The sequence below is a fragment of the Pantanalinema rosaneae CENA516 genome (assembly GCF_050753385.1).
GTDB classification, from domain to species: domain Bacteria; phylum Cyanobacteriota; class Cyanobacteriia; order Leptolyngbyales; family Leptolyngbyaceae; genus Pantanalinema; species Pantanalinema rosaneae.
On the sequence record NZ_JBLZFZ010000044.1, the window covers coordinates 26094 to 49503 of the forward strand.

The 23410-nt window shown below is 49.3% G+C and carries 28 protein-coding genes and 1 tRNA gene; 14 read left to right on the forward strand and 15 right to left on the reverse strand.

The features are described from left to right. Positions 1–131: 131 nt before the first annotated feature. Together ACN4EK_RS22175 and ACN4EK_RS22180 are read right to left on the reverse strand one after the other, a co-directional pair. Complete coding sequence (locus tag ACN4EK_RS22175) at positions 132–467, reverse strand: universal stress protein (protein ID WP_431660458.1); 336 nt, start codon at positions 465–467, stop codon at positions 132–134. Further along, positions 452–652, reverse strand: coding sequence for a universal stress protein (locus tag ACN4EK_RS22180; protein WP_431660460.1), 201 nt, complete (start codon positions 650–652; stop codon positions 452–454). The genes ACN4EK_RS22175 and ACN4EK_RS22180 overlap by 16 nt, the downstream gene beginning before the upstream one ends. 679 nt (positions 653–1331) lie before the next feature. On the opposite strand from ACN4EK_RS22180, the gene ACN4EK_RS22185 reads away from it, so the two are divergent. The 3 genes from ACN4EK_RS22185 to ACN4EK_RS22195 all read left to right on the forward strand — a co-directional run bounded on the left by ACN4EK_RS22185 (position 1332) and on the right by ACN4EK_RS22195 (position 4105). Then, positions 1332–2399 carry a hypothetical protein gene (locus tag ACN4EK_RS22185; RefSeq protein WP_431660462.1) on the forward strand — a complete coding sequence of 356 codons (1068 nt, stop codon included), beginning with the start codon at positions 1332–1334 and terminating at the stop codon, positions 2397–2399. 442 nt (positions 2400–2841) lie between these two features. After that, entirely contained in the window at positions 2842–3327 is a 486-nt protein-coding gene (locus ACN4EK_RS22190; RefSeq protein ID WP_431660463.1) for an Hsp20/alpha crystallin family protein, read from the forward strand. Positions 3328–3424: 97 nt separating this feature from the next. Beyond that, entirely contained in the window at positions 3425–4105 is a 681-nt protein-coding gene (locus ACN4EK_RS22195; protein WP_431660465.1) for a phosphoribosyltransferase, read from the forward strand. Positions 4106–4253: 148 nt separating this feature from the next. Here ACN4EK_RS22195 and ACN4EK_RS22200 read toward each other — a convergent pair whose 3' ends face one another. From ACN4EK_RS22200 to ACN4EK_RS22210, 3 genes are all read right to left on the reverse strand, one after another. After that, positions 4254–5006 (reverse strand): tyrosine-type recombinase/integrase, encoded by a 753-nt coding sequence (locus ACN4EK_RS22200; RefSeq protein WP_431660466.1) that lies wholly within the window; start codon positions 5004–5006, stop codon positions 4254–4256. 269 nt (positions 5007–5275) lie between these two features. Continuing rightward, positions 5276–5346, reverse strand: a tRNA-Gly gene (locus ACN4EK_RS22205). A gap of 106 nt (positions 5347–5452) precedes the next feature. Next, positions 5453–6526 carry an energy transducer TonB gene (locus ACN4EK_RS22210; RefSeq protein ID WP_431660468.1) on the reverse strand — a complete coding sequence of 358 codons (1074 nt, stop codon included), beginning with the start codon at positions 6524–6526 and terminating at the stop codon, positions 5453–5455. A gap of 180 nt (positions 6527–6706) precedes the next feature. On the opposite strand from ACN4EK_RS22210, the gene ACN4EK_RS22215 reads away from it, so the two are divergent. The 5 genes from ACN4EK_RS22215 to ACN4EK_RS22235 all read left to right on the forward strand — a co-directional run bounded on the left by ACN4EK_RS22215 (position 6707) and on the right by ACN4EK_RS22235 (position 9827). Further along, positions 6707–7594, forward strand: coding sequence for a glycoside hydrolase family 19 protein (locus ACN4EK_RS22215; RefSeq protein WP_431660470.1), 888 nt, complete (start codon positions 6707–6709; stop codon positions 7592–7594). Between the two features lie 2 nt (positions 7595–7596). After that, positions 7597–8370, forward strand: coding sequence for a cysteine hydrolase family protein (locus ACN4EK_RS22220; protein WP_431660471.1), 774 nt, complete (start codon positions 7597–7599; stop codon positions 8368–8370). Between the two features lie 221 nt (positions 8371–8591). Beyond that, positions 8592–9047: a cupin domain-containing protein gene (locus ACN4EK_RS22225; RefSeq protein ID WP_431660473.1), complete on the forward strand. Its 456-nt coding sequence runs from the start codon at positions 8592–8594 to the stop codon at positions 9045–9047. A gap of 72 nt (positions 9048–9119) precedes the next feature. Beyond that, the gene (locus ACN4EK_RS22230) at positions 9120–9497 is read left to right on the forward strand and encodes a type II toxin-antitoxin system RelE/ParE family toxin (RefSeq protein ID WP_431660475.1); all 378 of its coding nucleotides are present in this window, start codon (positions 9120–9122) and stop codon (positions 9495–9497) included. Positions 9498–9500: 3 nt separating this feature from the next. Then, positions 9501–9827, forward strand: coding sequence for a helix-turn-helix domain-containing protein (locus tag ACN4EK_RS22235; RefSeq protein ID WP_431660477.1), 327 nt, complete (start codon positions 9501–9503; stop codon positions 9825–9827). Here ACN4EK_RS22235 and ACN4EK_RS22240 read toward each other — a convergent pair. Continuing rightward, positions 9824–10585, reverse strand: a complete 762-nt coding sequence (locus ACN4EK_RS22240; protein WP_431660479.1) for an HAD family hydrolase — start codon at positions 10583–10585, stop codon at positions 9824–9826. The two genes, ACN4EK_RS22235 and ACN4EK_RS22240, sit on opposite strands and share 4 nt — an antisense overlap. Positions 10586–10714: 129 nt before the next feature. On the opposite strand from ACN4EK_RS22240, the gene ACN4EK_RS22245 reads away from it, so the two are divergent. Beyond that, on the forward strand, positions 10715–10990 hold the full coding sequence (locus ACN4EK_RS22245) for a DUF1830 domain-containing protein (protein ID WP_431660481.1): 276 nt from the start codon (positions 10715–10717) through the stop codon (positions 10988–10990). Here ACN4EK_RS22245 and tatC read toward each other — a convergent pair. The 6 genes from tatC to ACN4EK_RS22275 all read right to left on the reverse strand — a co-directional run bounded on the left by tatC (position 10979) and on the right by ACN4EK_RS22275 (position 17600). Next, positions 10979–11788 carry a twin-arginine translocase subunit TatC gene (tatC, locus tag ACN4EK_RS22250; RefSeq protein WP_431660483.1) on the reverse strand — a complete coding sequence of 270 codons (810 nt, stop codon included), beginning with the start codon at positions 11786–11788 and terminating at the stop codon, positions 10979–10981. The genes ACN4EK_RS22245 and tatC overlap by 12 nt on opposite strands. A gap of 202 nt (positions 11789–11990) precedes the next feature. Then, positions 11991–13100, reverse strand: a complete 1110-nt coding sequence (locus ACN4EK_RS22255) for a Fic family protein (RefSeq protein ID WP_431660484.1) — start codon at positions 13098–13100, stop codon at positions 11991–11993. A 297-nt stretch (positions 13101–13397) separates the two neighbouring features. Then, the gene (locus ACN4EK_RS22260) at positions 13398–14483 is read right to left on the reverse strand and encodes a tetratricopeptide repeat protein (protein WP_431660486.1); all 1086 of its coding nucleotides are present in this window, start codon (positions 14481–14483) and stop codon (positions 13398–13400) included. Positions 14484–14542: 59 nt separating this feature from the next. Further along, positions 14543–15283 (reverse strand): 16S rRNA (uracil(1498)-N(3))-methyltransferase, encoded by a 741-nt coding sequence (locus ACN4EK_RS22265; RefSeq protein ID WP_431660488.1) that lies wholly within the window; start codon positions 15281–15283, stop codon positions 14543–14545. A gap of 5 nt (positions 15284–15288) precedes the next feature. Further along, the gene (gene sir / locus ACN4EK_RS22270; protein WP_431660490.1) at positions 15289–17208 is read right to left on the reverse strand and encodes a sulfite reductase, ferredoxin dependent; all 1920 of its coding nucleotides are present in this window, start codon (positions 17206–17208) and stop codon (positions 15289–15291) included. A 257-nt stretch (positions 17209–17465) separates the two neighbouring features. After that, positions 17466–17600: a hypothetical protein gene (locus ACN4EK_RS22275; RefSeq protein ID WP_431660492.1), complete on the reverse strand. Its 135-nt coding sequence runs from the start codon at positions 17598–17600 to the stop codon at positions 17466–17468. Positions 17601–17814: 214 nt separating this feature from the next. Between ACN4EK_RS22275 and ACN4EK_RS22280 the strand changes: the two genes are divergently transcribed. Then, positions 17815–18282 carry a hypothetical protein gene (locus tag ACN4EK_RS22280; protein ID WP_431660493.1) on the forward strand — a complete coding sequence of 156 codons (468 nt, stop codon included), beginning with the start codon at positions 17815–17817 and terminating at the stop codon, positions 18280–18282. Positions 18283–18582: 300 nt separating this feature from the next. Next, on the forward strand, positions 18583–19734 hold the full coding sequence (locus ACN4EK_RS22285; protein WP_431660494.1) for a JmjC domain-containing protein: 1152 nt from the start codon (positions 18583–18585) through the stop codon (positions 19732–19734). Here the strand turns inward: ACN4EK_RS22285 and ACN4EK_RS22290 are convergent. Together ACN4EK_RS22290 and ACN4EK_RS22295 are read right to left on the reverse strand one after the other, a co-directional pair. Then, positions 19731–20552 carry a hypothetical protein gene (locus ACN4EK_RS22290; protein WP_431660495.1) on the reverse strand — a complete coding sequence of 274 codons (822 nt, stop codon included), beginning with the start codon at positions 20550–20552 and terminating at the stop codon, positions 19731–19733. The two genes, ACN4EK_RS22285 and ACN4EK_RS22290, sit on opposite strands and share 4 nt — an antisense overlap. A gap of 173 nt (positions 20553–20725) precedes the next feature. Beyond that, the gene (locus ACN4EK_RS22295; protein ID WP_431660497.1) at positions 20726–21256 is read right to left on the reverse strand and encodes an outer membrane beta-barrel protein; all 531 of its coding nucleotides are present in this window, start codon (positions 21254–21256) and stop codon (positions 20726–20728) included. 408 nt (positions 21257–21664) lie between these two features. Between ACN4EK_RS22295 and ACN4EK_RS22300 the strand changes: the two genes are divergently transcribed. Continuing rightward, complete coding sequence (locus ACN4EK_RS22300; RefSeq protein WP_431660498.1) at positions 21665–22027, forward strand: CRR7 family NDH-1 assembly protein; 363 nt, start codon at positions 21665–21667, stop codon at positions 22025–22027. A 30-nt stretch (positions 22028–22057) separates the two neighbouring features. On the opposite strand, the gene ACN4EK_RS22305 is transcribed toward ACN4EK_RS22300, so the two are convergent. Beyond that, on the reverse strand, positions 22058–22615 hold the full coding sequence (locus ACN4EK_RS22305; protein ID WP_431660500.1) for a DUF2854 domain-containing protein: 558 nt from the start codon (positions 22613–22615) through the stop codon (positions 22058–22060). Between the two features lie 162 nt (positions 22616–22777). Between ACN4EK_RS22305 and ACN4EK_RS22310 the strand changes: the two genes are divergently transcribed. Together ACN4EK_RS22310 and ACN4EK_RS22315 are read left to right on the forward strand one after the other, a co-directional pair. Next, on the forward strand, positions 22778–23035 hold the full coding sequence (locus tag ACN4EK_RS22310) for a hypothetical protein (protein ID WP_431660502.1): 258 nt from the start codon (positions 22778–22780) through the stop codon (positions 23033–23035). A gap of 115 nt (positions 23036–23150) precedes the next feature. Next, positions 23151–23345 (forward strand): hypothetical protein, encoded by a 195-nt coding sequence (locus ACN4EK_RS22315; protein ID WP_431660504.1) that lies wholly within the window; start codon positions 23151–23153, stop codon positions 23343–23345. The last annotated feature ends 65 nt before the right edge of the window (positions 23346–23410 follow it).

Consider the following 23410-nt stretch of genomic DNA (forward strand, 5'->3'; position numbering starts at 1 on the left):
TATGGTATTTACTCTCCAGCTATACCCAAATCTGCCGCCTTGCCCTCAACCTTGACTGTGATCTGGAGACGATCGCTCGATGGTAAAAGCTGTAGGGGGAAAGGGCGATCGATCCATTGACCCTGACCATCTCAAGATTGGGTGAGCGAAAGACCTTGGTCTAATGGGAAAGACCCCTGATATTTATCGGATAGAGTTACTTCAGTATGATGAGAGGAGGCTCTCAATAACCTGGCATGACAGTGAATTACCAGGACAGAACAGGGCGCATGATGTAGCACATAGTGACTGACACTGCCCAGGAAAAACTCATTTAAACTGGAATAGCCGTGACGACCGAGAATAATCAGGTCAGCCTCCACTTGGCGAGCAAACTCACAGATCAAAGACCCAGCACTGCCGACCCCCTGGACAAACTGGGTTGAAACCCCATTGGCGATCGCTTCATCAACTAAGGCTTGTAACAATGCTTTGCCTGGTAAAAATCCTTCCCCAACAACGCTGGCATGTGGGGACTCTCCTGATCGTCTAAGGTCAGGATATGTAGCAGGAGCAATTTAGCTCCAGTAACTTTGGCAAGGGGAAGCGCCGCTTCAAATCCCTGCCGACTGGTTGTGGAACGATCGATCGCCACCAGGATGTTCTCGAACATAATTATCCTCTTTGCCGTAACACATAGTGGGCTGGCAGCAGAACTTCTGTGGATCCGCGATCGTCTCCCTAATTTTATTGTTTACCTGAAATCAATCAGGAGTGAAACATAACAGATGAATGTAAATCATTGAGTCATTAAAATTAGCTTGCTTCATGATCAGCAAAATGAGGTGTTTTAATTGGTGCAATACTCCATATTGAGCAGTTTGAAACAAGTTTTAAATCTGTCCTGATTAGGATAATATTTTTGTTATTATATAGATGGAATCACAGAGAACCATCGTATAGGCAACAGTGGTGACACTTCCCACCAGAAGTCAGACCAAACAAGGATCTAGCAAGAGGCAGCTATCGGTGGATCACGTTACATCATCTGTGAAACCTCTGTACATTTAGCATGGTCAAGGAGGAGACCTTGGAAAATTTAATTTCCTCCACTGATTGGGTGAAGTCAGCGAGGGGTGACATCCAAGCAGTAGGAGGACAGGGAACAAATTGACGAACTGAGTCAGCGAGGGGCAAGGTTCGCCAATTTGTTTTGGATGGTAACTGGACTTCATTCAGGCGTGATCAACCAAGAGTCATCCGACCCTACAATTCATGAATTTATCCACCATTTGACTGAGTTTCAGCGCAGGATGGAAGTAGCGTTATCACGCTGGGGAGCCTTTGCTCGTATGAACCAACAACGCCTTCAGGCTTACATCCAACTGATCCAAAAGCTACTCGCCTGTCCCAGTGGGGAAGAATGGATTCTCTTACGTCAGCACGAAGCCTTAGTTACTCCCGAACTCGTGCAAGTGATGGAACAAGTAGCGGCTCAACTTGCTCACCAAAACAATCTTAAAGAAGCCAAATTTCTCCACAATTTAGCCGGACAGATCCATCATTTGTTTGTGGCTCAAACGGTGCCGCGATCGAGCAACGACGACGACCATGCTCAGGCATATCTGGAACTAATCAAAGCCCTGTTAGAGTGTCCTCAAGGCGCTGAAAACGAGTTACTGAAGGCAAATCCAGAACTGATTGAACCGGGATTAGTGCAGATGATGCAGCAGGTGGCGACCCAACTGGCAACGAACGGCGATCGCGAAGCCGCCAACTACCTGCAACATTGGGCAATGGCAGTCAATCACCTTTGGTTACAGCAACACAACTTCCAACCCACTTTCAAACAAGACCCAGAACCCAACCATCCTCAGCCTACAGATGTAGCCCCACCATCACCTCCCCAGGAACAATCCGCTTCCACTCAAACCGCCATTCCCTCATCCATGCCATCAACCCCTGAAGACGACGATCCCTGGGCAGAATTATCCGGGGAAGTTGTGCAGACTCCACCCCAGCCCCAGTCAGCGCCTTCAGCGAAGCCACCAGCCAGCAGCTTAACTCAGGAGAAACCGCCCCCAGCTTCAGCCGCACCCGATATAGCCATTTATGAGCAGATCAATCGTCATTTAGCCACGATCGCCACCGCCTTAACCCAACTCAGCGAAACGATCGCGCCTCCCGCCCAGCCACCGACGAATCCACTCTGGTATATGGAGATATTGGAACGGGCGAATGTCGAACACTGGATCTTGACCAGTACAGAAATTCAGCAGTTGATTGGGGTACAACCAAGCTGCGCTAAAGGGAGTGAGTCGTTTCAGCGAGGCTGTTGGGTGTTTGTGAAGGCAGGTAAGCTAGGCAACCAGACAGCTTGGCAGGTAAAAAAAGATAGTGCCTTCACTTCAGCGTTATAGCGGATTAGATTTTGCTCCTCGATCACAGTTGCGTGATCAATGATTCAAACAGCGAATTTAGCCACCTGTGTTGAGAGTTATCAACAGGTATGCTCAGACTCGCTCGGGTGATCTAGCATCAAAGTATCAATAGAATAGATTCAATCGTTGATCAAAGCTCTTCATTGATCAGAGAAATTTGCGAATTGCAACATTGATGCTTCAGTTCTGAACAATTCATCATTCAGGACGCGCTGTGTCCAATAACAATCTGTTTGTCGATCGCATCAACTACCAATATCCTGAGTGGTGAAGCCTTCAGAATCAGCCAAGGTTCGTAGTTCAATGGTTTGGAGGTTGATCTATCACTGTACTCTCACTAATCAGCTGAATTGTTTGTTTAGGAGTAATCAACTTGACAAAGAGGTTGATTAGCCTTCGCAGGTATATGGAGGAAACTGTTATGGCAATCATCCATCGTGATCCTCTGGAAGAATTGACCCATTGGGAACCCTTACCCCATTGGGAGCCATTTCGTGGGATTGAACGGCTGCAACAAGAAATGAATCGCTTGTTTGACCGACTCCTACCAACGGGGAATGGTGAGATTCGATCGCTCACCTTTATTCCGGCTGCCGAAATGGAGGAAACTGACGATGCCATTCACCTGAGATTAGAAGTGCCAGGGATGGAAGCGAAGGATTTAGATGTCCAAGTCACCGAAGCCTCAATTGTGATTAAAGGTGAACGTCAATCGGAATCGAAAACAGCCGCGAAAGGAGTCGTGCGATCGGAATTCCACTACGGTAAATTTGAGCGGCGCATTCCCCTACCCGCCGCTATCCAACCGGACAAAGTCCAGGCGGAATGTAAGAACGGCATGTTGATGCTGATGTTACCTAAAGTTGAATCAGAACAACGCACTGTGGTAAAGGTTAACGTCAGCTAACGGATTGAATCCCTGTGGGTTTGGGGGTACTTAGTTATCCTCAAGCCCACAGGTCTGATCACACGGTTGCGATCGAGCCACCATCAGGAGGAGAGCCATGCATATTCACTATGCTCACTTTCAGAATCGTACCGAAGCAGGACAACAACTGGCGGCGCGGCTGATCTCCTATGCCAATCGTCCCGATGTCCTGGTCTTAGGGTTGCCTCGGGGTGGGATTCCAGTTGCTTATGAAGTTGCCAAACTCTTAAATGCGCCTTTAGACCTCTGCTTAGTGCGGAAATTGGGAGTTCCAGGGCATCAGGAACTGGCAATGGGCGCGATCGCAGCGGGTGGAGTGCGAGTGTTAAATTACGATGTGATTAGTTGGTTAGGAATTACCAGCAAAACGATCGATGCGGTAGCCGCTAAAGAGTTGAAAGAACTTCAGCGTCGCGATCGTGTGTATCGTGGCGATCGTGCCCAACCCAACATTCGCGATCGGATCGTGATTTTAGTCGATGATGGCATTGCCACTGGTTCAACCATCCGGGCAGCGATCTCTGTCCTCAAACCCCAGCAGCCAGCCCAACTCATTGTGGCGATTCCAGTTGCCCCACCCGCAGCCTGTGATCAATTACGCTCAGAAGTTGATGAAGTAATTTGTTTATTCAAACCAGAAGCACTTTATGCGATCGGCATTTGGTACGACGATTTTTCTCAAGTCACTGACGAAACGGTGCGCTATCTATTAGCTCAACCAACCATTAATTATCAAGACTCGTTTGCGACAAAATAGCTATGACCTTATAGCTGCAACCTTGACATTATAGACAAACATTGATTTCATTAGAACCAGTTTTAAATTCCAAGTTTGATTAAATTGGCATCATTTCATTAAAGATCAAGCATTGATAGTTTCTATGGACTTACTACTAACCCACATCCTAATCTACCGGACGTAAGCTCAGCAGTTTTAGATAGTCAGCATAATAGGTTTGAATCATTTGAACGCTGGTATCGCACCACTTAGCAATGACTGACTCAGGAACCCCTTTAAGAATTTGGGTCGTAATAAACGTATCTCTGCAAGCGTAAGGTGTTGTATCGGGTTTTATCGGGTCAACAATTCGATTCCAAGCATTGTTGCAGAAATTGTTATAAATGATGAACTTACCCTTTGGGCTAGGAAATACTAACGCTTCTGGATTCAGTCGCTCAGACCTAATCGATCGCAATAGTTGTCGCAACCGTTCTGAACAAGGAAAGCGACGTTTCTGATTGTTTTTTGATCCCGAAACCCTTACTGGTGTTCCATTCCCTGAAGTTGTTACAGAGCCTTCAAATTGGATAAAGCCATTGTCATCAGTAATATGTTTCCATTGAAGTCCGATCGCTTCTGAGGGACGACAACCCGTTAAAAACAGAAATTCAACAAAAGAACTGTAGTGAGCATAGCTGATTCCCGTATATCCCCTACCATTCCAGTTACCTCGATGGTTCTTGAATGCCTCAATGATGCGATCGCGCTCTTCTTCTGTAAAGGCATCAGGTCTAGGCTCTAACTGATAACGGTACTTAGGCATTTCCTTAGCCATGCCTTGATAAGGATTTGAGTCAATCAGCTTATGCTTGACTGCCCATTCGCAAGCGGAGTTAAGTTGTGTCAGTGCCCGCTTAGTTTGATGAACAGTGGTCACTTGAATCGAAGCTGTAACCGTCCATTAGAGGTAATAACTGAAACCGTTCCTTTAGGATTCTTACCAGACGGGGTTTTCGAGTACATGAGCAAGCCCTGTTAGTACGTTTGTTCGTTATACCCAGTTTACACCCAAGCTACACCCAAACTTACCGAAAAGTCTCCAAACTTGACCGAGATTTTAGCGCGATCGGACGATTCAACAGGGCTAGCCCATACAACTTAAAACCCCTGAAGCGTAATAACTTTAGGGGTTTTATCTATCTTTTAAGCGGGCACCGAGAATCGAACTCGGATCAATAGCTTGGAAGGCTATGGTTTTACCACTAAACTATGCCCGCAAGGCAGATTCATTCAGGTAAACGGCGTGTTTACCGAGGCATAAATTAAAGTAACACATTTTATGGAGCGATGTGGAGTGCGATCGGCTTTTTTTCAAAAAAATCCTTACAGCGGTTCCAGACTCACCTCAATCTCCACTTCGCTCGCCACGGGTTGACCCGCCTGAGAGGCTGGCTGGAATTGTAATTGCCGACCCAGTTGTTTAGCCCAATCGTCATATTCGGGAATGCCACTCGATCGCCGCACTTCTACCTGTTCAGCCTTGCCCTGCTGGTTCACTAAAACCCAGAGCTTGACGGGTTTTCCCAGATTTAATCCCACAGTTGGAGGATACACGGCTGTTTCGTCTACGGGACGATCGCTTAACAGAGTTGCTTCCTGATCGGGAACCCCCTGCTGAGTCGTCAGAATATCCTTTTGGGTATTCACCCGCACGAGGGAACCTGCGGTTAGCTTTAAACCTGTCCCTTGTCCCGTTGCCACTGCACTCGGATCGGTGGAAGTGGTAGGGTCAGTCGCGGCGATCGTGGGCTGGGTGGTGGGATCAATGTCGCGAGAGATGTCCGGCACAGGCGGCAAAATTTGCCCCGAGGCGATCGGTTCATTGGAGGGAGCCGGAGCCAGGGGAGGTGGGGCGGTCGTAGGCGGATTCGGTCGTGCGGGAGGAACCGGATTCGATCGGGGAGGAATCGTAGAGGCAACCGAGGGTTGGGGCACTGGAGCCGGATTGCGGGGCAAGGGAGCAGGCGGCTGGACGCGAGAGGTTGGCTGAGGGGCAGGTTGAGCGGGGGGAGCAATCGCGGTAGGAGGTGGCTCGGCAAATTCAGGGGCGTTATTAGGGGCGGCGAAAGGAACGGTGGTAGAGATAGGAACCTCGGTTTCGGGTGCTGACTCGGAGGCAGTTGGTTCAGGAGCGATCGCCTCCGGATTGGGTGGCTCGGTGGGGGCGGCGATCGTGGGGGCAATAGGTGCGGTATCGGCGGCAGGGGATTCCACAAACTCTAAAGTAATTTCAGAGGATTGAGGCTGGACTTTGATGGATGACCAATACGCCCGGAGTGCCAGGAGCAGAAATAAATGAATTGCCAACGACCCTGCCAGCACTGTGATCCATAATGTGGAGGGATCATGATGTCGGCGGACAGAACGGATGTTTAGAGATTCGGCAGGGTAAGTCATTAGTTGACATAACAGAGGGCTCTGACCATATTCTAGACAGGTTCAATGTTGCTATCTTTTGCACTAGTCCGGAATTTAGAGAGTCCTGGTTGTTGTCATCGATCGCTAGGATTTGCGGAGATAATAAATCCGACATCCTGGTTTACATATCTGTGATCTAGCCGCTGGGAGAACCATTGTATGAGCCAACTTGCTATTTGGAGAATTCAAGCCTTCTATCGGTTGATAGAGCTATTGTCCAAGTTGCAGGGGGCGACCTCAGCCAATGATGACAAAGTAGATGATTTGATCCGCAAACTCAGCCAACTTCCTGCCCGTCCTGCCGATCGCACTGCCTATACAGGCATCTTTGGCGTGAAAGATGTCTATGCAGGTCGCCAAAAAGCTGTGGAACGCCTGCAAGAATTGATGATGAAGTTGGAGGGAGACGGTAACGAAATTGATCATTTAGTCGATGATCTAATTCGATCACTGACGCAGTTACCCCAACGTCCGGCAGATAAACAGCCCTATGCCAGCCTCTTTCCCCCGGCTAAGTTCAATCTGTTGGCGGTGGATGACTTGCTGGCGATCGCTTCAGGTGCCCCTGCCAGTACGGTCAAACTGTTAGTGCCGCAACTTAACCGCACCATGATTGAGTTTGGGATTACGACTCCCCGACGACAAGCCCATTTTCTCGCTCAAATCGCCCATGAATCCGATCGCTTTCGCGCCTTAGAAGAATATGCCTCTGGCTCAGATTACGAGTGGCGGTTGGATCTAGGCAATGTGTTTCCGGGCGATGGTGTTCGGTTTAAAGGACGGGGATTAATTCAAGTCACCGGTCGCACCAATTACGGCGAATGCGGTCGGGCGTTGGGCGTTGATCTGATCAAAAATCCCAAACGGTTAGCGGATCCGGATCTTGCCTGTCGCAGTGCTGGATGGTACTGGGATAGTCGCAAGCTAAATCGGGATGCCGATCGCGATGATGTTCACAAAATTACTGAGATCATTAATGGCGGGTATAACGGGTTAAGCGATCGCCGACACCTGCTTGCCTCTGCCAAACGAGTATTGAAAGCCTAAGCATGAGTCATCCTTCTTTAAAGCCGTTAGGAACTCCGCCGAATGCCTGGATGGTAAATGAGACGATCGCGGATATTACCCGTCCTGCCCTGCCACCCCGATCGATTACACTGCCGACCGATACTAAAACGTTGCGCCTGGATCTGGCAAAAACTGCCCTCCTGGTGATCGATATGCAGAATGATTTTTGTCATCCGGATGGGTGGTTGGCTCATATTGGTGTGGATGTGACCCCAGCCCGCCAACCGATCGCCCCCTTGCAGGCTTTATTACCGATATTGCGATCGCAGCAAGTTCCCGTAATCTGGCTGAATTGGGGTAATCGCCCCGATTTGTTAAATATCAGTGCGGCAGTGCGACATGTGTATAATCCCACAGGAGAGGGGATTGGGTTAGGCGATCCGCTCCCGAAAAATCAGGCTCCGGTCTTGATGGCAGGCAGTTGGGCAGCGGCGATCGTGGATGAACTTCCCCCTGCACCAGAGGATATCCGGGTAGACAAATATCGCATGAGCGGCTTCTGGGATACCCCCTTAGACAGTATTCTCAGAAATTTGGGCAAAACCACTCTGTTATTTGCCGGAGTCAATGCCGATCAATGTGTGATGGTAACGTTGCAGGATGCCAACTGTCTCGGGTATGACTGTATTTTGCTGCGAGACTGTACCGCTACCACCTCCCCAGAATATTGCTGGCAAGCGACACTTTACAACGTTAACCAATGTTTCGGCTTTGTTAGTGATGCCCAAGCATTACAGCAAGCAATGTTACTTTAAAGCCAGCAATAGCAGAATGGCGCTGACTTAAGGATAAATCTCCTACCTCGCCTCCTAAATTCCTCAATTTTGGGGGACTTTGAAGGGTCGGCTCCCCCAGGATTGGGGGTTGGGGGGCAAATCAGCGTTTGATTTCGGTGCCATTCAGCTAGATCAGGATAGGCAAAGCAACGATCGCTCAGTTCACAAAATTCCGGCAGGCTGGTTCAGGAGTAAGAGATATGGACTCGACAAGCTGTGTGATTCCGGTTGTGAAATCGCCGCGAGATTATCAAGCATTCCGCATCAGTCCCCAGGACACGAATCGGTTAGCGATCGTGTTTGATCCGCAGATTGCGAATATGTCGCTGACCCTGTGCGTCGAAATTTTTGATGTCGGGGGCAAAACTCCGCCCAATCGCCACCAGTGGGCAGTGGAAATGTTTTTTGTCCTGAAAGGTGAAGGCACAGCCACCTGTGATGGCAAAACGGTACAGATTCAGGCAGGCGATAGCATTCTCGTGCCACCCACCGGAATTCACGAAATTCGCAACACTGGCAACGATCGCCTTTATGCCCTCTGTTTTATGGTGCCGAATGAAGACTTCGCCGAATTAATCCGCAGTGGCACTCCCGTGGAACTGGATGACGAAGATATGGCAGTCTTACAGCGATCGCCTTTACCCGTGTTGTGTTAGGGAGCGCTTCATCGCTAGTTTGCAGGCAGGTTATGATTGACAGGAGCATGCTAAAACTAGCATATTCGAGACATGGGTACACTGCTCAAGCCAGTTGAATGGATTGGTAGTTCACTGGAGGATCTAAAAGAGTTTCCAGAGGATGTTCGACAAGTAATTGGATACGCCCTGTACTTGGCTCAATGTGGGGAAAAGCATCCTTCCGCCAAGCCACTCAAGGGATTTAAAGGGTCTGGAGTTCTTGAAGTTATAGACGATTTTGATGGAGATACTTACCGAGCGGTTTACACAGTAAAACTAGCTGGTGTCGTTTACGTTTTACATGCGTTTCAGAAGAAATCCAAACAAGGTATTACTACTCCTAAGCAAGATATTGAATTGATCGAAACCAGGTTTAAACGAGCTAAAACCCATTATGCAGAGTATTACAGCCAACAGCAGGAAGAGTAGACCATGACAGAATCCATTCAAGTTCAGCGCAGTAGCGGAAATGTTTTTGCTGATCTGGGTTTAGAGAACTCGGACGAGTTACTGGTTCAAGCAGAACTTGCCCATACAATCAGCCGCATTATTACGCAACAAAAAATGACTCAAGCTGAAGCCGCAGAAATTTTAGGAGTGGATCAACCCAAAATTTCTGCATTGATGAATGGCAAATTATCAGGTTTTTCGATCGTGCGCCTATTTCGCTTTTTGAACACCTTAGGTCAAGATGTGGAAATTATGGTGAAAACAAAACCCAAATCTCGACCAAAAGCCCAAACAAGAGTTCTAAATTAACTATTCAATACCTGCTGACTTAGTTCGCAGAAGCCGTGACCTTCAGGGGCGATCGTCACATAGGTGGGCAGATGGGTCAGGCGATCGCGATAGTGGTGAATATTGGCAACTCCGACGGAAACCGGAAACAGATTGGCATCAAACAAACTTTCATCATTGGGGCTATCGCCCACCGTCACCACCTGATCCACGGGACAATCCGCAAACCATTGGGCTAATACCTGCTGTAATCCTGCCGCCTTACTCTGTTGCGGTAATTTGATGTGACATTGGACAGTGCTGTAAGTAAATCCCCAGCCCCAAGCCTGACAGCGATCGCTAATGGCTTGCAGTTCCGCCGGACTCAGTCCTCCCAGATCAAATGTCCAGTCGGTGAGACGAAAGCGATTGTCGATCGATTCCTGGAGTTGCGGAAAGTCGGCTTGTAGTTTGGAGAAGGCTTCAGCTAAACGCTGACGATGTTGCCCAATATCGGGAATGGTCACTAACCAACTGGGTTGCTCGGAGTGGGTCGGATAATAGATGCCACCGTTTTCCGCGATCGCTCCGGCAATCGGCAGGTAATGTGCCAACCCACTCACCCAACCCGCCGATCGTCCGGTCACAATCACGACCTTGATTCCCTTAGCGCTCAGGGTTTCTAGGGCTTGCAGCAGAACTGGCGTAAATTTGTCGGCGATCGTCAGGGTGCCATCCATATCGGTAGCGACCAGCCGCACCACCAGCGAACCAACCTGGGAGAGAGGAATCAGGGTCATAAATTAGCTAAATTAGAGAAATGTTGCGAAATGTATCAAGTTTCACTGTTCACGCCCTCTATCTTCTTCTAAACTAAAGTTGAGCAATTTTACTCATCAAACCCTGGTTTAACAGCACCCTTTAAAAATATGACCTCACTGTTTACCGATTTAACGCATAACAGCACTGCTTTGACCCTGTGTGCCTACATCAACACCACCCGGCAGATTCAGATTGCCCGCATTGCTGATGTGCCAGACTGGTACTTTGAGCGAGTAGTGTTCCCTGGACAGCGCTTAATGTTTGAAGCCCCGATCGCGGCTCACCTGGAGATTTATAGTGGCACTCCGGTCAGCGCTCTGTTATCCGATACGATCGCCTGCCAGGAGTTACAGGTGGGTGAAGAAATCGCTTCACCGTCCTAACACTTTCACTAAACCAATTCCACCAAAATATAGCCCCAACACCGCCCCCCCTAACAAGCTTTGCGTCAGTGGGTCAGTCGAAGGTGTTAACACCGCTCCTAAAATTACCGCTCCCAGTAATACATAACGCCATCCCGATAGCATCCGTTGGGAAGACACGATGCCTAATAATCCCAGCAGCATTTGAATCACCGGAATCTGAAAGGCAATTCCTGTACTGAACATCAGCAGTAGCACAAACTCAAAATAGCGATCGATCGACCAGAGTTGTTCGACCACATCTGCCCCGTAGGAAATAAAGAAATTCAAGGCAGCGGGGATTAACGCCACATAGGCAAACGCCAGTCCAGCCACAAAGAGAATGCTGGAACCAAAGACGATCGGGGCTAGAAACCGCCGCTCTCGCCGGGTCAAACCGGGTAGAACAAACGCAATAATTTGATACAGAATCACTGGGCTGGCAACCAGGATGCCGCTATACGCCGCCACTTTCAGCGACACAAAAAAGTATTCACCCGGTGCCAATTGGAGGAACTTCACCCCCTGAGCCGGAGCCTCTAGCAGCTGCACGATCGGTCTGACCACCGTAAAGCAAACCACAATGCCCACCGCAACGGCAATCAAGGCATAGAAAATTCGTTGCCGCAGTTCTTCCAGATGATCAAACAGCGACATTTCTACGTCATCCACCAGGTCGTCATCCTCTACGACAGGAGGCTGGGGCGATCGGGCGCTTTCATCCTGAGGGATGGTTGATTCTGAAGGGGTAGCAGTCTCTAACTCCGAGGGCACAGTCATGGGTTCCGCATTGGTGCAAACAGCTTCACCTATTCTATCTGGGTACAGCAAAGCATTCAGGCACAGTTGAGCAATCGGATGACCAAGATCATCTACTGACTGTTTCGTCCCTACCGTTCCTACTCAACCCTATCCAACAAAGCAAGCTCTCATAGCAGCCCACTCCAACAAAGTTGTTAAGCTGTATCGTGTTGACTCAATATCAATCGCCATAGGCAATTTCCAGAATATTTGAGGCGAAGTAAATTTTTGGACGTGCTTGAATATCAGATTCTATAAGAATATTTGCGCTTACTAAGCGTTCGATATCTGCGCGGGCAGTGTTGTAGTATATTCCGCACATTTCTGCAAACTGCGAAATTGTAATAGCTGGTGATTCAAATAAGTGATCAATCAAACGATTCAGGCGAATATTACCACCTGCTTGATTCAGTAATTCCATATACTGACTACGAAGTGCAAGGAGCTGATCAAAGCGTCTAAGCGCATCTTTTGATTGTTCGATCGTTCCACGTAGACAAAAAGCAACCCATTCTTTCCAATTACCCTTCGTACTAAATTGAAACAAAAGATCAATATATTCATCTTTATATTTATCAAAGAAAGCACTCAGATATAACCAAGGTCTACTAAGTTTACACTGCTCATGAATCATTAGCGATAGTAAAAGCCTGCCTACTCGACCATTTCCGTCTAGAAATGGATGGATTGTTTCAAATTGGTAATGCACCATAAAACATAGAATTAGAGGCTCAATATTTTTTTCTTTATGAATAAACTTTTCTAAATCGTATAGACATGGCATAACTTCGTTGGGTGGAGGTGGGATAAATCGCCGATCTGAACCAATATGAACCTGAGAACGACGAAAATTTCCTGGATCCCTTTGGAATCCACGCACCCCCGATAAAAGGGTCTGATGAATTTCTCGTATTAAGTTTAGGCTGAGAGGTCTTACTTCCAGCAGGTGCAAAGCTAATTCTAATGCTCTGTTATAATTCCAAACCTCCTGCCAAGAATTTACTGGGTCGTTAACTGACTTTGGCTCTCTAGGTTCAATCTCAAACAGTAAAAGTTGTTGAGGGGTAGCATACGTTCCCTCCAAACTAGATGACCGCAATGCTTCGCGCCTCTGCAAGGGACGCAATAGTAGGTTGTAATTTGGCATATACCTACCTACCCCATCTAGCCTAGCTAACTCCTCCCTCGCCTGAAGCAATAACGTCCAAATATCTGATGGCATCTCCCACTCATCAGGCAATGGATCAGGGATAAATGCCCAATCTGTGCTGTTTTCTACCGAAATTTCCAAAAGCCTTCCAGGGGCACTCTTTGTAAAAGCTGATCTGTCCATAATTACAATATTGCCCTAAAATTTGAAATCAAATCGATTGAATTTCAATTTATGGCACTTTTTTGCAATTCGCAACACTGAATTTCAATTTTGGGATACTAACAGCCCTGATTCCCATCTACATAGGGTTGGGGCTATTTCAGATGCCCTGGAACGCCAGCGACTTCATTAGATTTTCCCATGCTCGATATAACCAATATTTGCATTTAGTTGGCTGATCCTGAGTACAGCCTCCAGCTAAGACTATGCAACTAACTAACGGTTGTGCAAAAAGATCAGGCTGCTATAGAGGTGAAAGGCTTGATCCAGGTAACAGTCTTGATCGCGGGATAAATGAATATGAGATTTCAGGCGGCTTAACGGTAAGGCAAAGTCTGCGGCTGATTCACCGAATACCTGGAATTCTGACCAAACTGGACCCTGGGGTAATTGGCGATCGAGCAATGCCATTAAGCGATTCCAATTCCGCCGAATGGTATTATCCAGGCGATCGCGTCCGGGTTGCTCTAATAACCACTTACCCCCTTGATGAAATTCATAGCGGCTATCCTGTAACCGCAAGATGCAATTTCTGCTCGGTAAATGTAGATCACAGAAATGGTTATAGTCCTGAGTTTGTTCTTTCCGCTCTAAGCGATCGCGGTAGCCCAGTTCCAACACTTGCTCAAATACGGGCAGCATTCCCTCCACCCGTTGGCTCACCTCTGACCAGTTGAAGGTGAGGGAACCCAGTTGATTCAGGTCGTTCTGGCAAATCACCGTAGCTTGGGGCGAAATCGCTTGCAAGTAATTGACTTGAAACACCTGAATTGCTTCCACTGCCGCCAAAGATGCCCAAAATACGGGGATTTCCGCCCGTTGTAATTCCTGCCCATATACCTGCAATTCACCCACTTTGCCCAGGCGATACAGTCGCCAGCCTCGCCCCGGTAACACCGATCGAGCGTTATAGGCATCCAAATTCATCACGCGGGCAAGATTTTGGACGGCTTTGGTTCTCGACTCCCCTGTTACCGCTTGCAATACCAGACATCCCGGCTGTTGGTTAGCTGGATCTAAGGTTGCCTCGGCGATCGCGGCTTGTCGTCGTTCCTGTTGGGCAAGCTCCAATCGCTGTAAGCCCTGCCGGACTTGAGTGACCAACTTAGGATTAGTTGTCTGGCGCAATAACTGGCGATAGGTGGTTTCAGCCAGTTCCCATTGTTGGGAGACTTCCTGCAACCGGCCCAGGTAAAACTGCACCCAGGGGTCTTGGGGCGATCGGTGCAGCAACTCCTTGACTAAACGGGCAGCCGCTTTGTAATCCTGCCGCTCAAAGGCAGTGGCAACCTGATCCAGCATGAGACAACTCAGGTAATGAATGCGATACCTCTAGGTATACCCAATTCTGCGAAATCTGTTTAACTTCTCAGTTCGTAACTGGCGGCAATTAACGATAATGCGACGATCGGAGCCGTTACCGCCCGTAAAATGCGTGTCCCCAAAGAGACGGGTTGATAGCCGACCGCGATCGCCTGGTCTACTTCGGCATCTGTCCAGCCGCCTTCGGCTCCGATCGCGATCGTTATAGTCGAGGTAGATTCTGATCGGGTAGTAGATAAGCAGGTGAGTAAATGAGGAGACGATCGTCGAGTCACACAAAAGTAGCCGATCGTCCCTGTCGCGAAGGATTCTAGACTGACACGGAAGGGTACAGGGTCTAAAAGGGTTGGCACCATTTGGCGTTCCGATTGTTCCGCCGCTTCCTGGGCAATCCGTCGCCAGCGCTCTACCTTCTGGGCACTGGGATTGAGCAAGGTGCGATCGCTGATCACTGGCGCAATACAACTCACCCCTAATTCCGTCGCTTGGCGCACCACATCGTCAAAGCCGTTTCCTTTAGGCAATGCCATTACTAGCGTGACCGAGATCGGTAGCTCCGTCGCCACGGTTACAGGCTCCAGAATTTCCGCTAACCAGCGATCTGTGCCATCCGGTTGCCTTAATTGGGCAATCCAGGCTTGTCCCTGCCCATCCATTGCCACAAAGCGATCGCCCTGTCCTAACCGCAGCACCCGTAGTAGGTAATGCTGCTGGGGAGGAGTCAGAGCGATCGCAGGGGCACTCAATTGTGCCGGATCAATCACTAACCGTTGCAGCAAGGCACTTACTGAAGCAGTTGACTGAGATAAGCTTCGATCGCCGCACTGGCAATCTGGCTGACGGGCTTCCCTTCCCGAATGGCAATTTCTCGCATCCGGGCATAGAGTTCTGGGCGGACGCTAACCCGATGCCGACTGGCATTTCCCCCCGATACTTTGATCGTGGCAGTTTGGGTTTCCGGCTTAAATTCGCGCACCGCTTCTAGACCAACCCGATCGCAGAAGTCACCAAAGCTTTCGCCGGGATGACGGGCTTGCTTGAAGAAGATAAAAATCGGCTCAAACACTGTTTCCAAATTATCGATGTGCATCTTATCGATAAACGGTTGGGCTAACCGGGTTTGATTGGGAGCCGCGCCGACCCAGACGTTGTAGGTACTGGGCGAATCACCCACGAACGCCAGTTCTGCCAGGTAGGGACGGGCACAGCCATTGGGGCATCCCGTCATCCGAATAATAAAGTGTTCATTCGGTAGACCAACTTTATCTAGCAATGCCCGAATGCGATCGAGAATGCTGGGAATCGCCCGTTCGGATTCAGTGGTGGCTAATCCACAGGTGGGCAACGCCGGACATGCCATCGAGTAGCGAACTAAGGGGTCGATCTCCTCCACACGCTTGACCCCACAGCGAGTCAGGATTTGCTGAATTTGATCGCGGTTTGCCGGATCAATGTCATACAAAATCACATCCTGGCTACCCGTGAGCAGCATCGGCAGATTGTAGGTCTGGACAATTTCCTTCAGCGCGGTCTTCAGTTGCAGGGTGTCATCATCTTTCACCCGCCCATTGTGAATCGAGATACCGACAAATAGTTTGCCGTCGCCCTGTTCATGCCACCCCAGAAAATCCAGATACTTGAATTCGGGCAGGGATTTGTAGGGTTGAATCGGCTTGCCAAAATATTCCTCAACCTTGGCGCGGAATCGCTCTACTCCCCAGTCTTCCATCAGATACTTCATCCGGGCATGGCGGCGATCGCTACGATCGCCATAGTCCCGTTGCGTGGCGACGATCGCCTTGATCAAATCGTAAATATCGGCATGATCGACATAGCCGATCGGGTCAGCGAGACGAGGGAAGGTGGTTTCCTGACCACGAGTTCGTCCCATACCGCCACCCGCCAGGACATTAAAGCCTTGCAGCTCACCCTGGTCATTGGTGATCACCACCAGGCTGAGATCCTGGGAGTAGAGGTCGATCGAGTTATCTCCCGGCACCGTCACCGCACACTTAAACTTGCGGGGCATGTAGTGTGTGCCGTAAATCGGTTCTTCTGAGTCGGGAATAATTGTCCCGTTGCCATTGCGTTGCCGCGCAGCTACCACATCCGGGTGTTCTTCCCCCGAAATGGCTTTTTCGCCATCCAACCAGATTTCGTAATAAGCTCCGGTTTGGGGAGTCAACAGATCCGCTACCCGGTTGGCATACTCACGGGCATACTCATACTCGGGGCGATTCCGGAAGGGAGCCGGAGGAGCCATGACGTTGCGATTTAAGTCGCCACAGGCACCGAGGGTCGATCCCATGCTCCGCACGATCGCCGCGATCGTCGCCTTCAAATTCTTTTTGAGAATGCCATGTAACTGAAAACCCTGGCGGGTCGTGGCGCGAATCGTGTGATTACCGTATTCGTCCGAGAGGCGATCGAGGGTGAGGTAAAGCTCCGGTGGAATGAAGCCCCCCGGACTGCGAGTACGCAGCATGAATTGATAGTCTTTTTCCTGACCCTTCACCCGATTGTCGCGATTGTCCTGCTGATAGGACCCATGAAATTTCAGGATCTGGATCGCATCTTCTGTGAAATGAGTCGTATCCAGTAGCAGTTCGGAGGCAACGGGTTCACGCAGCGCATGGCTACGCTCTTTAATGCCCTCAACTTTGGACGGTTTGCGAACAGTAGGCGGTGCTTGAGTATTAACCATCGGCTCTCGGCTATGCAGGAAGCAGCAGTATTTGAACAGTATTGCTCACCAATATTCCTCACGCACTTTAGAGCATCCCGTAGGATCGATCGCGACTGAGCCGCCGTGAACAGAATAACGGGATCATCCCCCAGTAAGTCGGTCGGAATTAGGCTAATCGATCCTATCATCCGCGCCCCTGGTTCCGGTGGATTCCTCAGCAATTCTGAAGAAGCCTTAACGGATTTGTGGATAAAGCATGAACCAAATCACAGCGATTAGGGATGAATACTCAGTGCCTTTAGGTTTAACCGATCGAGAACGATACCCGATCGCCCAATTCTGGCAATATGAGCCGATGAGTTGTCCCAACAGCACGACGGCATATCATTCAGGCTTTGACCATCCTGCAATAGGTTATTTCCTGCTCGTAGCGATCTCGATAAATTGGGGGAACCGGAGAATAACCCACCCGTCTACCAAACCGTACTGTGTGGCATGAACGATCGCTACCATCCCAATTTCATCTAATGGATGGATGATCGGAGGCGCGATTTTTTCTATTAGTATCTTGTCCATTCACCTGCACAAATTGCCAATCAGTGAATTTTCTTGACGGAGAATAACATGAGTCCAAAATTATTAATGAGCTTACTGCTGGGCATCAAGTCCGGTGTGATGTTGCCGATCGCGGCACAGGCGGCTGTGAGCCCTGCGAATGTAGACCTCCTGACCCGTCGATCGCCGATCGAAGTAGAAGTGGTTGATCTAAACCAAACCGCCGCTCAGCCTATCTTCGTTGCCAACAACGATTTTGACAATCAACGCAGTAACGACAATCAACGTAATAGTGACTCTGGACAGCGCTCCCTCCGACTTCCCGGCATCCGTCGTCAGATTCCTCTGCGTGGGCAACAGATTCGAGTGATTCAACAAAATAATGATAGCCGACGCAATAACGATGGTCAGCGCAATAACGACACAAGACGACTCTATAATCGCCTGCCCGCCAGCATCCGTCGTCAGGTTCCCCTGCGGCGGCAACCCATCCGTGTGATCCAGCCCATTCGCGGATTACGGCAGATTTCCCGGTAATTGCTGACCGCAGTGTTTGCCCCTTAGCTCCCCTTTCTACGGTGCCGTCAGGCGATATTCTGGAGGAAACAAGCGCCAAAGTCCCCCAGAGTTGAGGGAGGTAGGGGGCTGACCGAATTGACAAGGGGGGTGCATTCATATGAAAACGGCTGTAACTACGCTCAAAGGTCAGCTACCTGACCCGGCGGCGGCTAGGGCTGCTCTCCTGGCATGGGATGCGAGGCATTTTAACTGTGCCAGGATATGAATCTGGACTACAAAAAACATGGAGTCAGGTTTTAGTCATTCATCGTCGCGGTTATGGAAACACTGAAGGGAATTCTAGCTCCTTACTCACTGGAACGGTTTTTAACGCAAGACTGGGCTCACCAGGCGATTCATATCCCAGATGCAACGAGAAAAAAGTTTCAGACCTTATTTTCCTGGAAAGATCTAAATTACTTATTAAATTTTCATCGGCTTGGCGATCCCCATCTCCGCTTTTCTCAGGACGGTCAAGCGCTGCTTCAACCCGATCGCAGCCAGTGGCGGGACTGTTTACAGCAGGGAGCCACATTGATCATCAATAGTGTGGATGAGTTGGTGCCCTCGGTGTCCGAACTGGCAAAAGCCGTTTATCACGAACTCGGATATTCGGGACAGGTGAACCTCTATGCTTCTCCGGCGCAGCAGCAAGGATTTGACACCCATTTTGACACCCATGATGTGTTGATTCTACAAATTGAGGGAGACAAAGAATGGGTTGTCTTCCGGGATACCATCCCGGATCCCCTGGTCTACAACTCCTCTGAGCATCTGCCGCCAGATGAACCGCCTTATCTGCAATGTCGGTTGCAACCGGGAGATGTCCTCTATATTCCGCGCGGACACTGGCACTATGCGATCGCGGGGCAACTGCCCTCCCTCCACCTGACCCTGGGGATTAATTGTCAAACGGGAATTGACTGGCTGGCATGGCTGGTCAGCGAACTGCAAGATGATCCCCTATGGCGACAAAATTTGCCGCTTGTTTGCCAGGGCGATCCGCAGGCATTAGAGGAGCAACTCGAAAAATTACGCCACCACCTGTATGAGACGCTGCAACAGTCCAGCTTCAGGCAGCGTTATTATGACCACCTGAGCCAGCAAATTCAGCCGATTACTCCGTTCTCGTTCCCGGCACAACTGGGATTGGATATTTTCCCCAATGCTATGGAAACTCGGTTTATCCGTCCTAAATTCCAGACGATGCAGATTACTACGTTAGGTGTAGCTCATCACCAGGTGACGATCGGGACAAAGCAAGTTACCCTCAAAGGTCTGCCTGACGACCTGATTCCCAAACTATTTCAACCCAATGGCTTTAACTTAATGGAACTAGCAGATTGGGCACCGGATCTGGATTTGAAAGCGGATGTCATCCCCTTGCTGACCGAGTTGGTGACGACAGGAGTGTTGCTGGTTGCCGATTAAGCCACCAGGGGAAATGTGGATTCCACCGTTTCCACCAGCCAGGTGCCAAAATGACTGAGAAACATCAGCAGCCCTACCCGATTACTTGAGGGTTGAATTGCCAGTTCCAGAGCTTTACGCATCAAAAGTTCCTGGGCTGGAAAATAGCGCGAAAAGCTGACATAGCAGGGATACAAGTCCCGGGTAAATGTGCCCTCAGTAGTCATAACTAATTCAAATCCAGTTCGTACCATGCGGCGAGTGATCCACCGACAACGGGCTTTAATCCGGGTGTCGTGGGGAGGATAGTCATCCGGCAACTGCCGCAAAAATGCTTGAGTTTCCGCCAGATCTGCTGCTAGATCAAAGGCATGGCTGATCAGTGCCCGTCCCGGCTTAAAGCGGGGTAACTGCGATCGCAGATCTTCTCCATAAATACATAATCCTTGCGTTTGGACGATCGCCTGCCAGGGCGACTCCGGCGATCGCAGATCCGCCAGGGATAGCAGGGCAACCTCTACTTTGGGACAAAAACGATAGCGTTGGGTTAATTCCGTTTGTAGGGATTCAATTGCCACCGCTACCGTGGATGCTGGCTGATCCCCAAAAATGGCGATACTGTCCAGGTCGGATACCTCGGGAATGGCCAGACCGCGTGGAACAGAACCTCGCAGATACAGACTATGCAGGCGATCGCCCCATTGGTTAATACAGGCATGGCGTAAATCAGAGACAAGATCATGCCAGGGCGCTTGGATGCGCTCCCAGGCACACTCATTGACTAAATAACCATCTGCATCGGTTGCCATCCAACGTCCGAGTGGCTGAATCAGACTCATATCATTCCATCCATCAGGGGGTTTGCCAGTCTTGAATTGCTCCCTAGCCCATAGGCTACAACAAAATTCCCTCATACCGATCGGTTCAATATGAGGGAATCTAGACTGTAGTTGGTAGAGCAATTTCCGAGTTAGTTAGCACCCATTACTGATCGAAACTTACCAGCAATGATTTAGAAGCGATAACCAACACCAGCCTGGAAGCTGAGGGAGTCTGCTTTGCTGTTTTGGTAAGCGTTAATTCCCCATTTCGCATCACCATAAACCACAACATTCTTCACGACACCCGCTTCTGCACCCACGGTCAGAACAACAGAATCTCTGTTACCCAGTGGAGTATTCTTGCCATCTTTTTCGACAAAGGAATAACCAACTCCAGCATAGACGTTAGCGTTATCAGAAATTCGTTGGTCATAAGTAACAGAAGGTACGATCGCGGCAGTTTCATCACTGAAAATTACTGCACCACGAACTGAAACAGGGACTTCTTTAACTCCGATCCGTCCTTGAATATTGCCGCCAAATTTAGCATCGTCACCGCCCTGTCCGCCACTGGTGACACCGCCTGCAATCCCTGCCCCGATGTAGCTATCACTGAAACGCATGGGTTGGGCAGAGGCAGAATTCGCCATTAAGGATACAGTAGTCAGTGCTAAGGCAGAAACGGCAGCGATCGCTTTTACACTGTTTAGAGAGAGTTGCATAATCATATCCTTCAAGTACAAACGGTTGTTGTGCGTAGTTATATCTAGAGTCGAACAAACCGAGGAATAAGTTCCAGAGAATTGGCAGAAATTTGATCGAATAATTCTTTTGCAAACAGAGTAAATATGGCGGATTTAATCCTAGTTATTTAGCCAGATCTTCCAGACTTTAAATAGAAGAATAACTGCTGACCTTTGACGATGACTCCATCAGAAATTTGCCGAAAATTGAGTCAACCTTCGGCAAAAAATGATGTCATTGAATGATTGAACTGAATTACATTGGCGAGTTAACTAGGCGATGAAACCCAATTTTGAGATTGAGATGTAGGGGATGGGATAGTACATGTGACAAAATCGGTTTGATCCAGGCAACAAAGATTTGAGAGCGAGTCTATCTGGTTGTCGATGCCATCAGCAGGCTGGAACCGTCACTCGGCTAGAGGCGATGCCCAAATCCAGGGACGATCTGAGACAATAGGAGCGATCGACCGCAGTTTGAGGCATCCCGGCATGGTAGATCCCCGGTTATATGAGAGTGATACGTTTGTCGTGTTAGAGCCTGGTCAAGCCGAACAGTTTCTCAGCACTGCCGAAATGCTAGAGAAATTAAAGGGCATTTTGGCAGACCGCCAGGACAACTTACCGCGAGAATTACAGCGGTTTACGGCGATCGACGAACAGGCTCGGTATTTGCTAGAGACATCCTGTGAATTTGACGTTGCCCCCGGTCAATTTCTCCAGTGGTACGCGGTGCGGTTGGAAAAATAGACCTGACTACAGGGGAAGACGTGCCCTGGCTTAGCCGGGTTCCTGAACAGTAGAGATTAATGCCAGATCAATTTGGGCTGGGGCAGGTTGGCTGATCACAACTTGCACATTCGGCCCAAAAAACGTAGTCATTTTGTCCTGCTTCGGTTGCCAGGTTGCCAGGGGAATCAGCGGCGATTGGAATTGTAGAACCAACGTGTAAGCGCCATCCGTTTCGACTTCCCGAATTCCCGTCAGTACCGGACGTTCTTCATCCGTGGGGCTAAGTCCCAGGAAGCTGAGTGAACTATCGAGGTGAGCCTTTTGCCCATAGCGATAGCGAGTGACATCATTTCGGATCTTGGTCTGCGTGGCGGTTGCCTGTTGCTGACGCAGGGTAGCGACCCGATCGGAGATGGGTTCTGTGACTGGAACCGGTTTCAATTCGGCGGCTCTCAGGGCTAACCCACCCAACAGTAATGGAATGCCATAGAAAAATCCCACGAGATTTAGTGTGGCATTATTCGTAAAGTAAGCGCCGAAGCCAACGATCGTCAGGGCAGCCCCAACCACCAGACCCAGCAATCCCAAAGAGGTTTGACGTAACATAGAGCTAATCAGGTGGGCAACCTATAGATAGAACTGCTTTATTATCCCTGACTGTTGCACCTCATGGCGGACTCAGCCTGAATGCGGATTGTGTGTTGTGGGTCTTGCAGGTAGAAATGGACAGGGAGTATATTAACTAACTTCGCTCAGCGGCGTACAATTATGCTTAAAGATGAAAATCGGCGGGTGGTTAGGGACAGTCTGTTACTAGAGCAACTCAATTCCCTGAAGCGAGAGGATGAGATGCTATATAACATTCTGGCAGTCGATATTTGGGCGATCGCAAAGACGATGGATGAATTCCAACCGGGATTTTGGGCGGCATTCATGAAAAACCGGGAACAGGCCCTGAAGCGATTTATTGATGAAGTTGTCAAAAGTAAGCCGGTCGATGTCAAACGCCCGCCGTTTCTGCGATAACGATCGCGGCGAGCAATCCCACTATCAGATGACAGATTCTGCATCCGGTTGCCAGCCTTTAGAATAGGGACGGGAGCATTCCCGATTTAAGCCAACTACGGGTGAAGGAGCTGACATGATTGACCCTCTGACCATACGGGAACAGATTGCCCAAATTGCCAGCAAACGGGAATCCCTGGTGCGATTGCTGGAAAAACCAGATTTAGGCACACTCCGCATTGATGTCAATCAGGCGATCGAGGAAATGGACGATCTGTTAGATGAATTCAAGCAGACCTTTCCGGAGGCATCGAGCGATCGCTCCGTTTAGGGCGGAACAGTCAATCAATTCTAGATTAGAGATAGCACTCTGTCCCGAATCCCCTAATTCTGGAG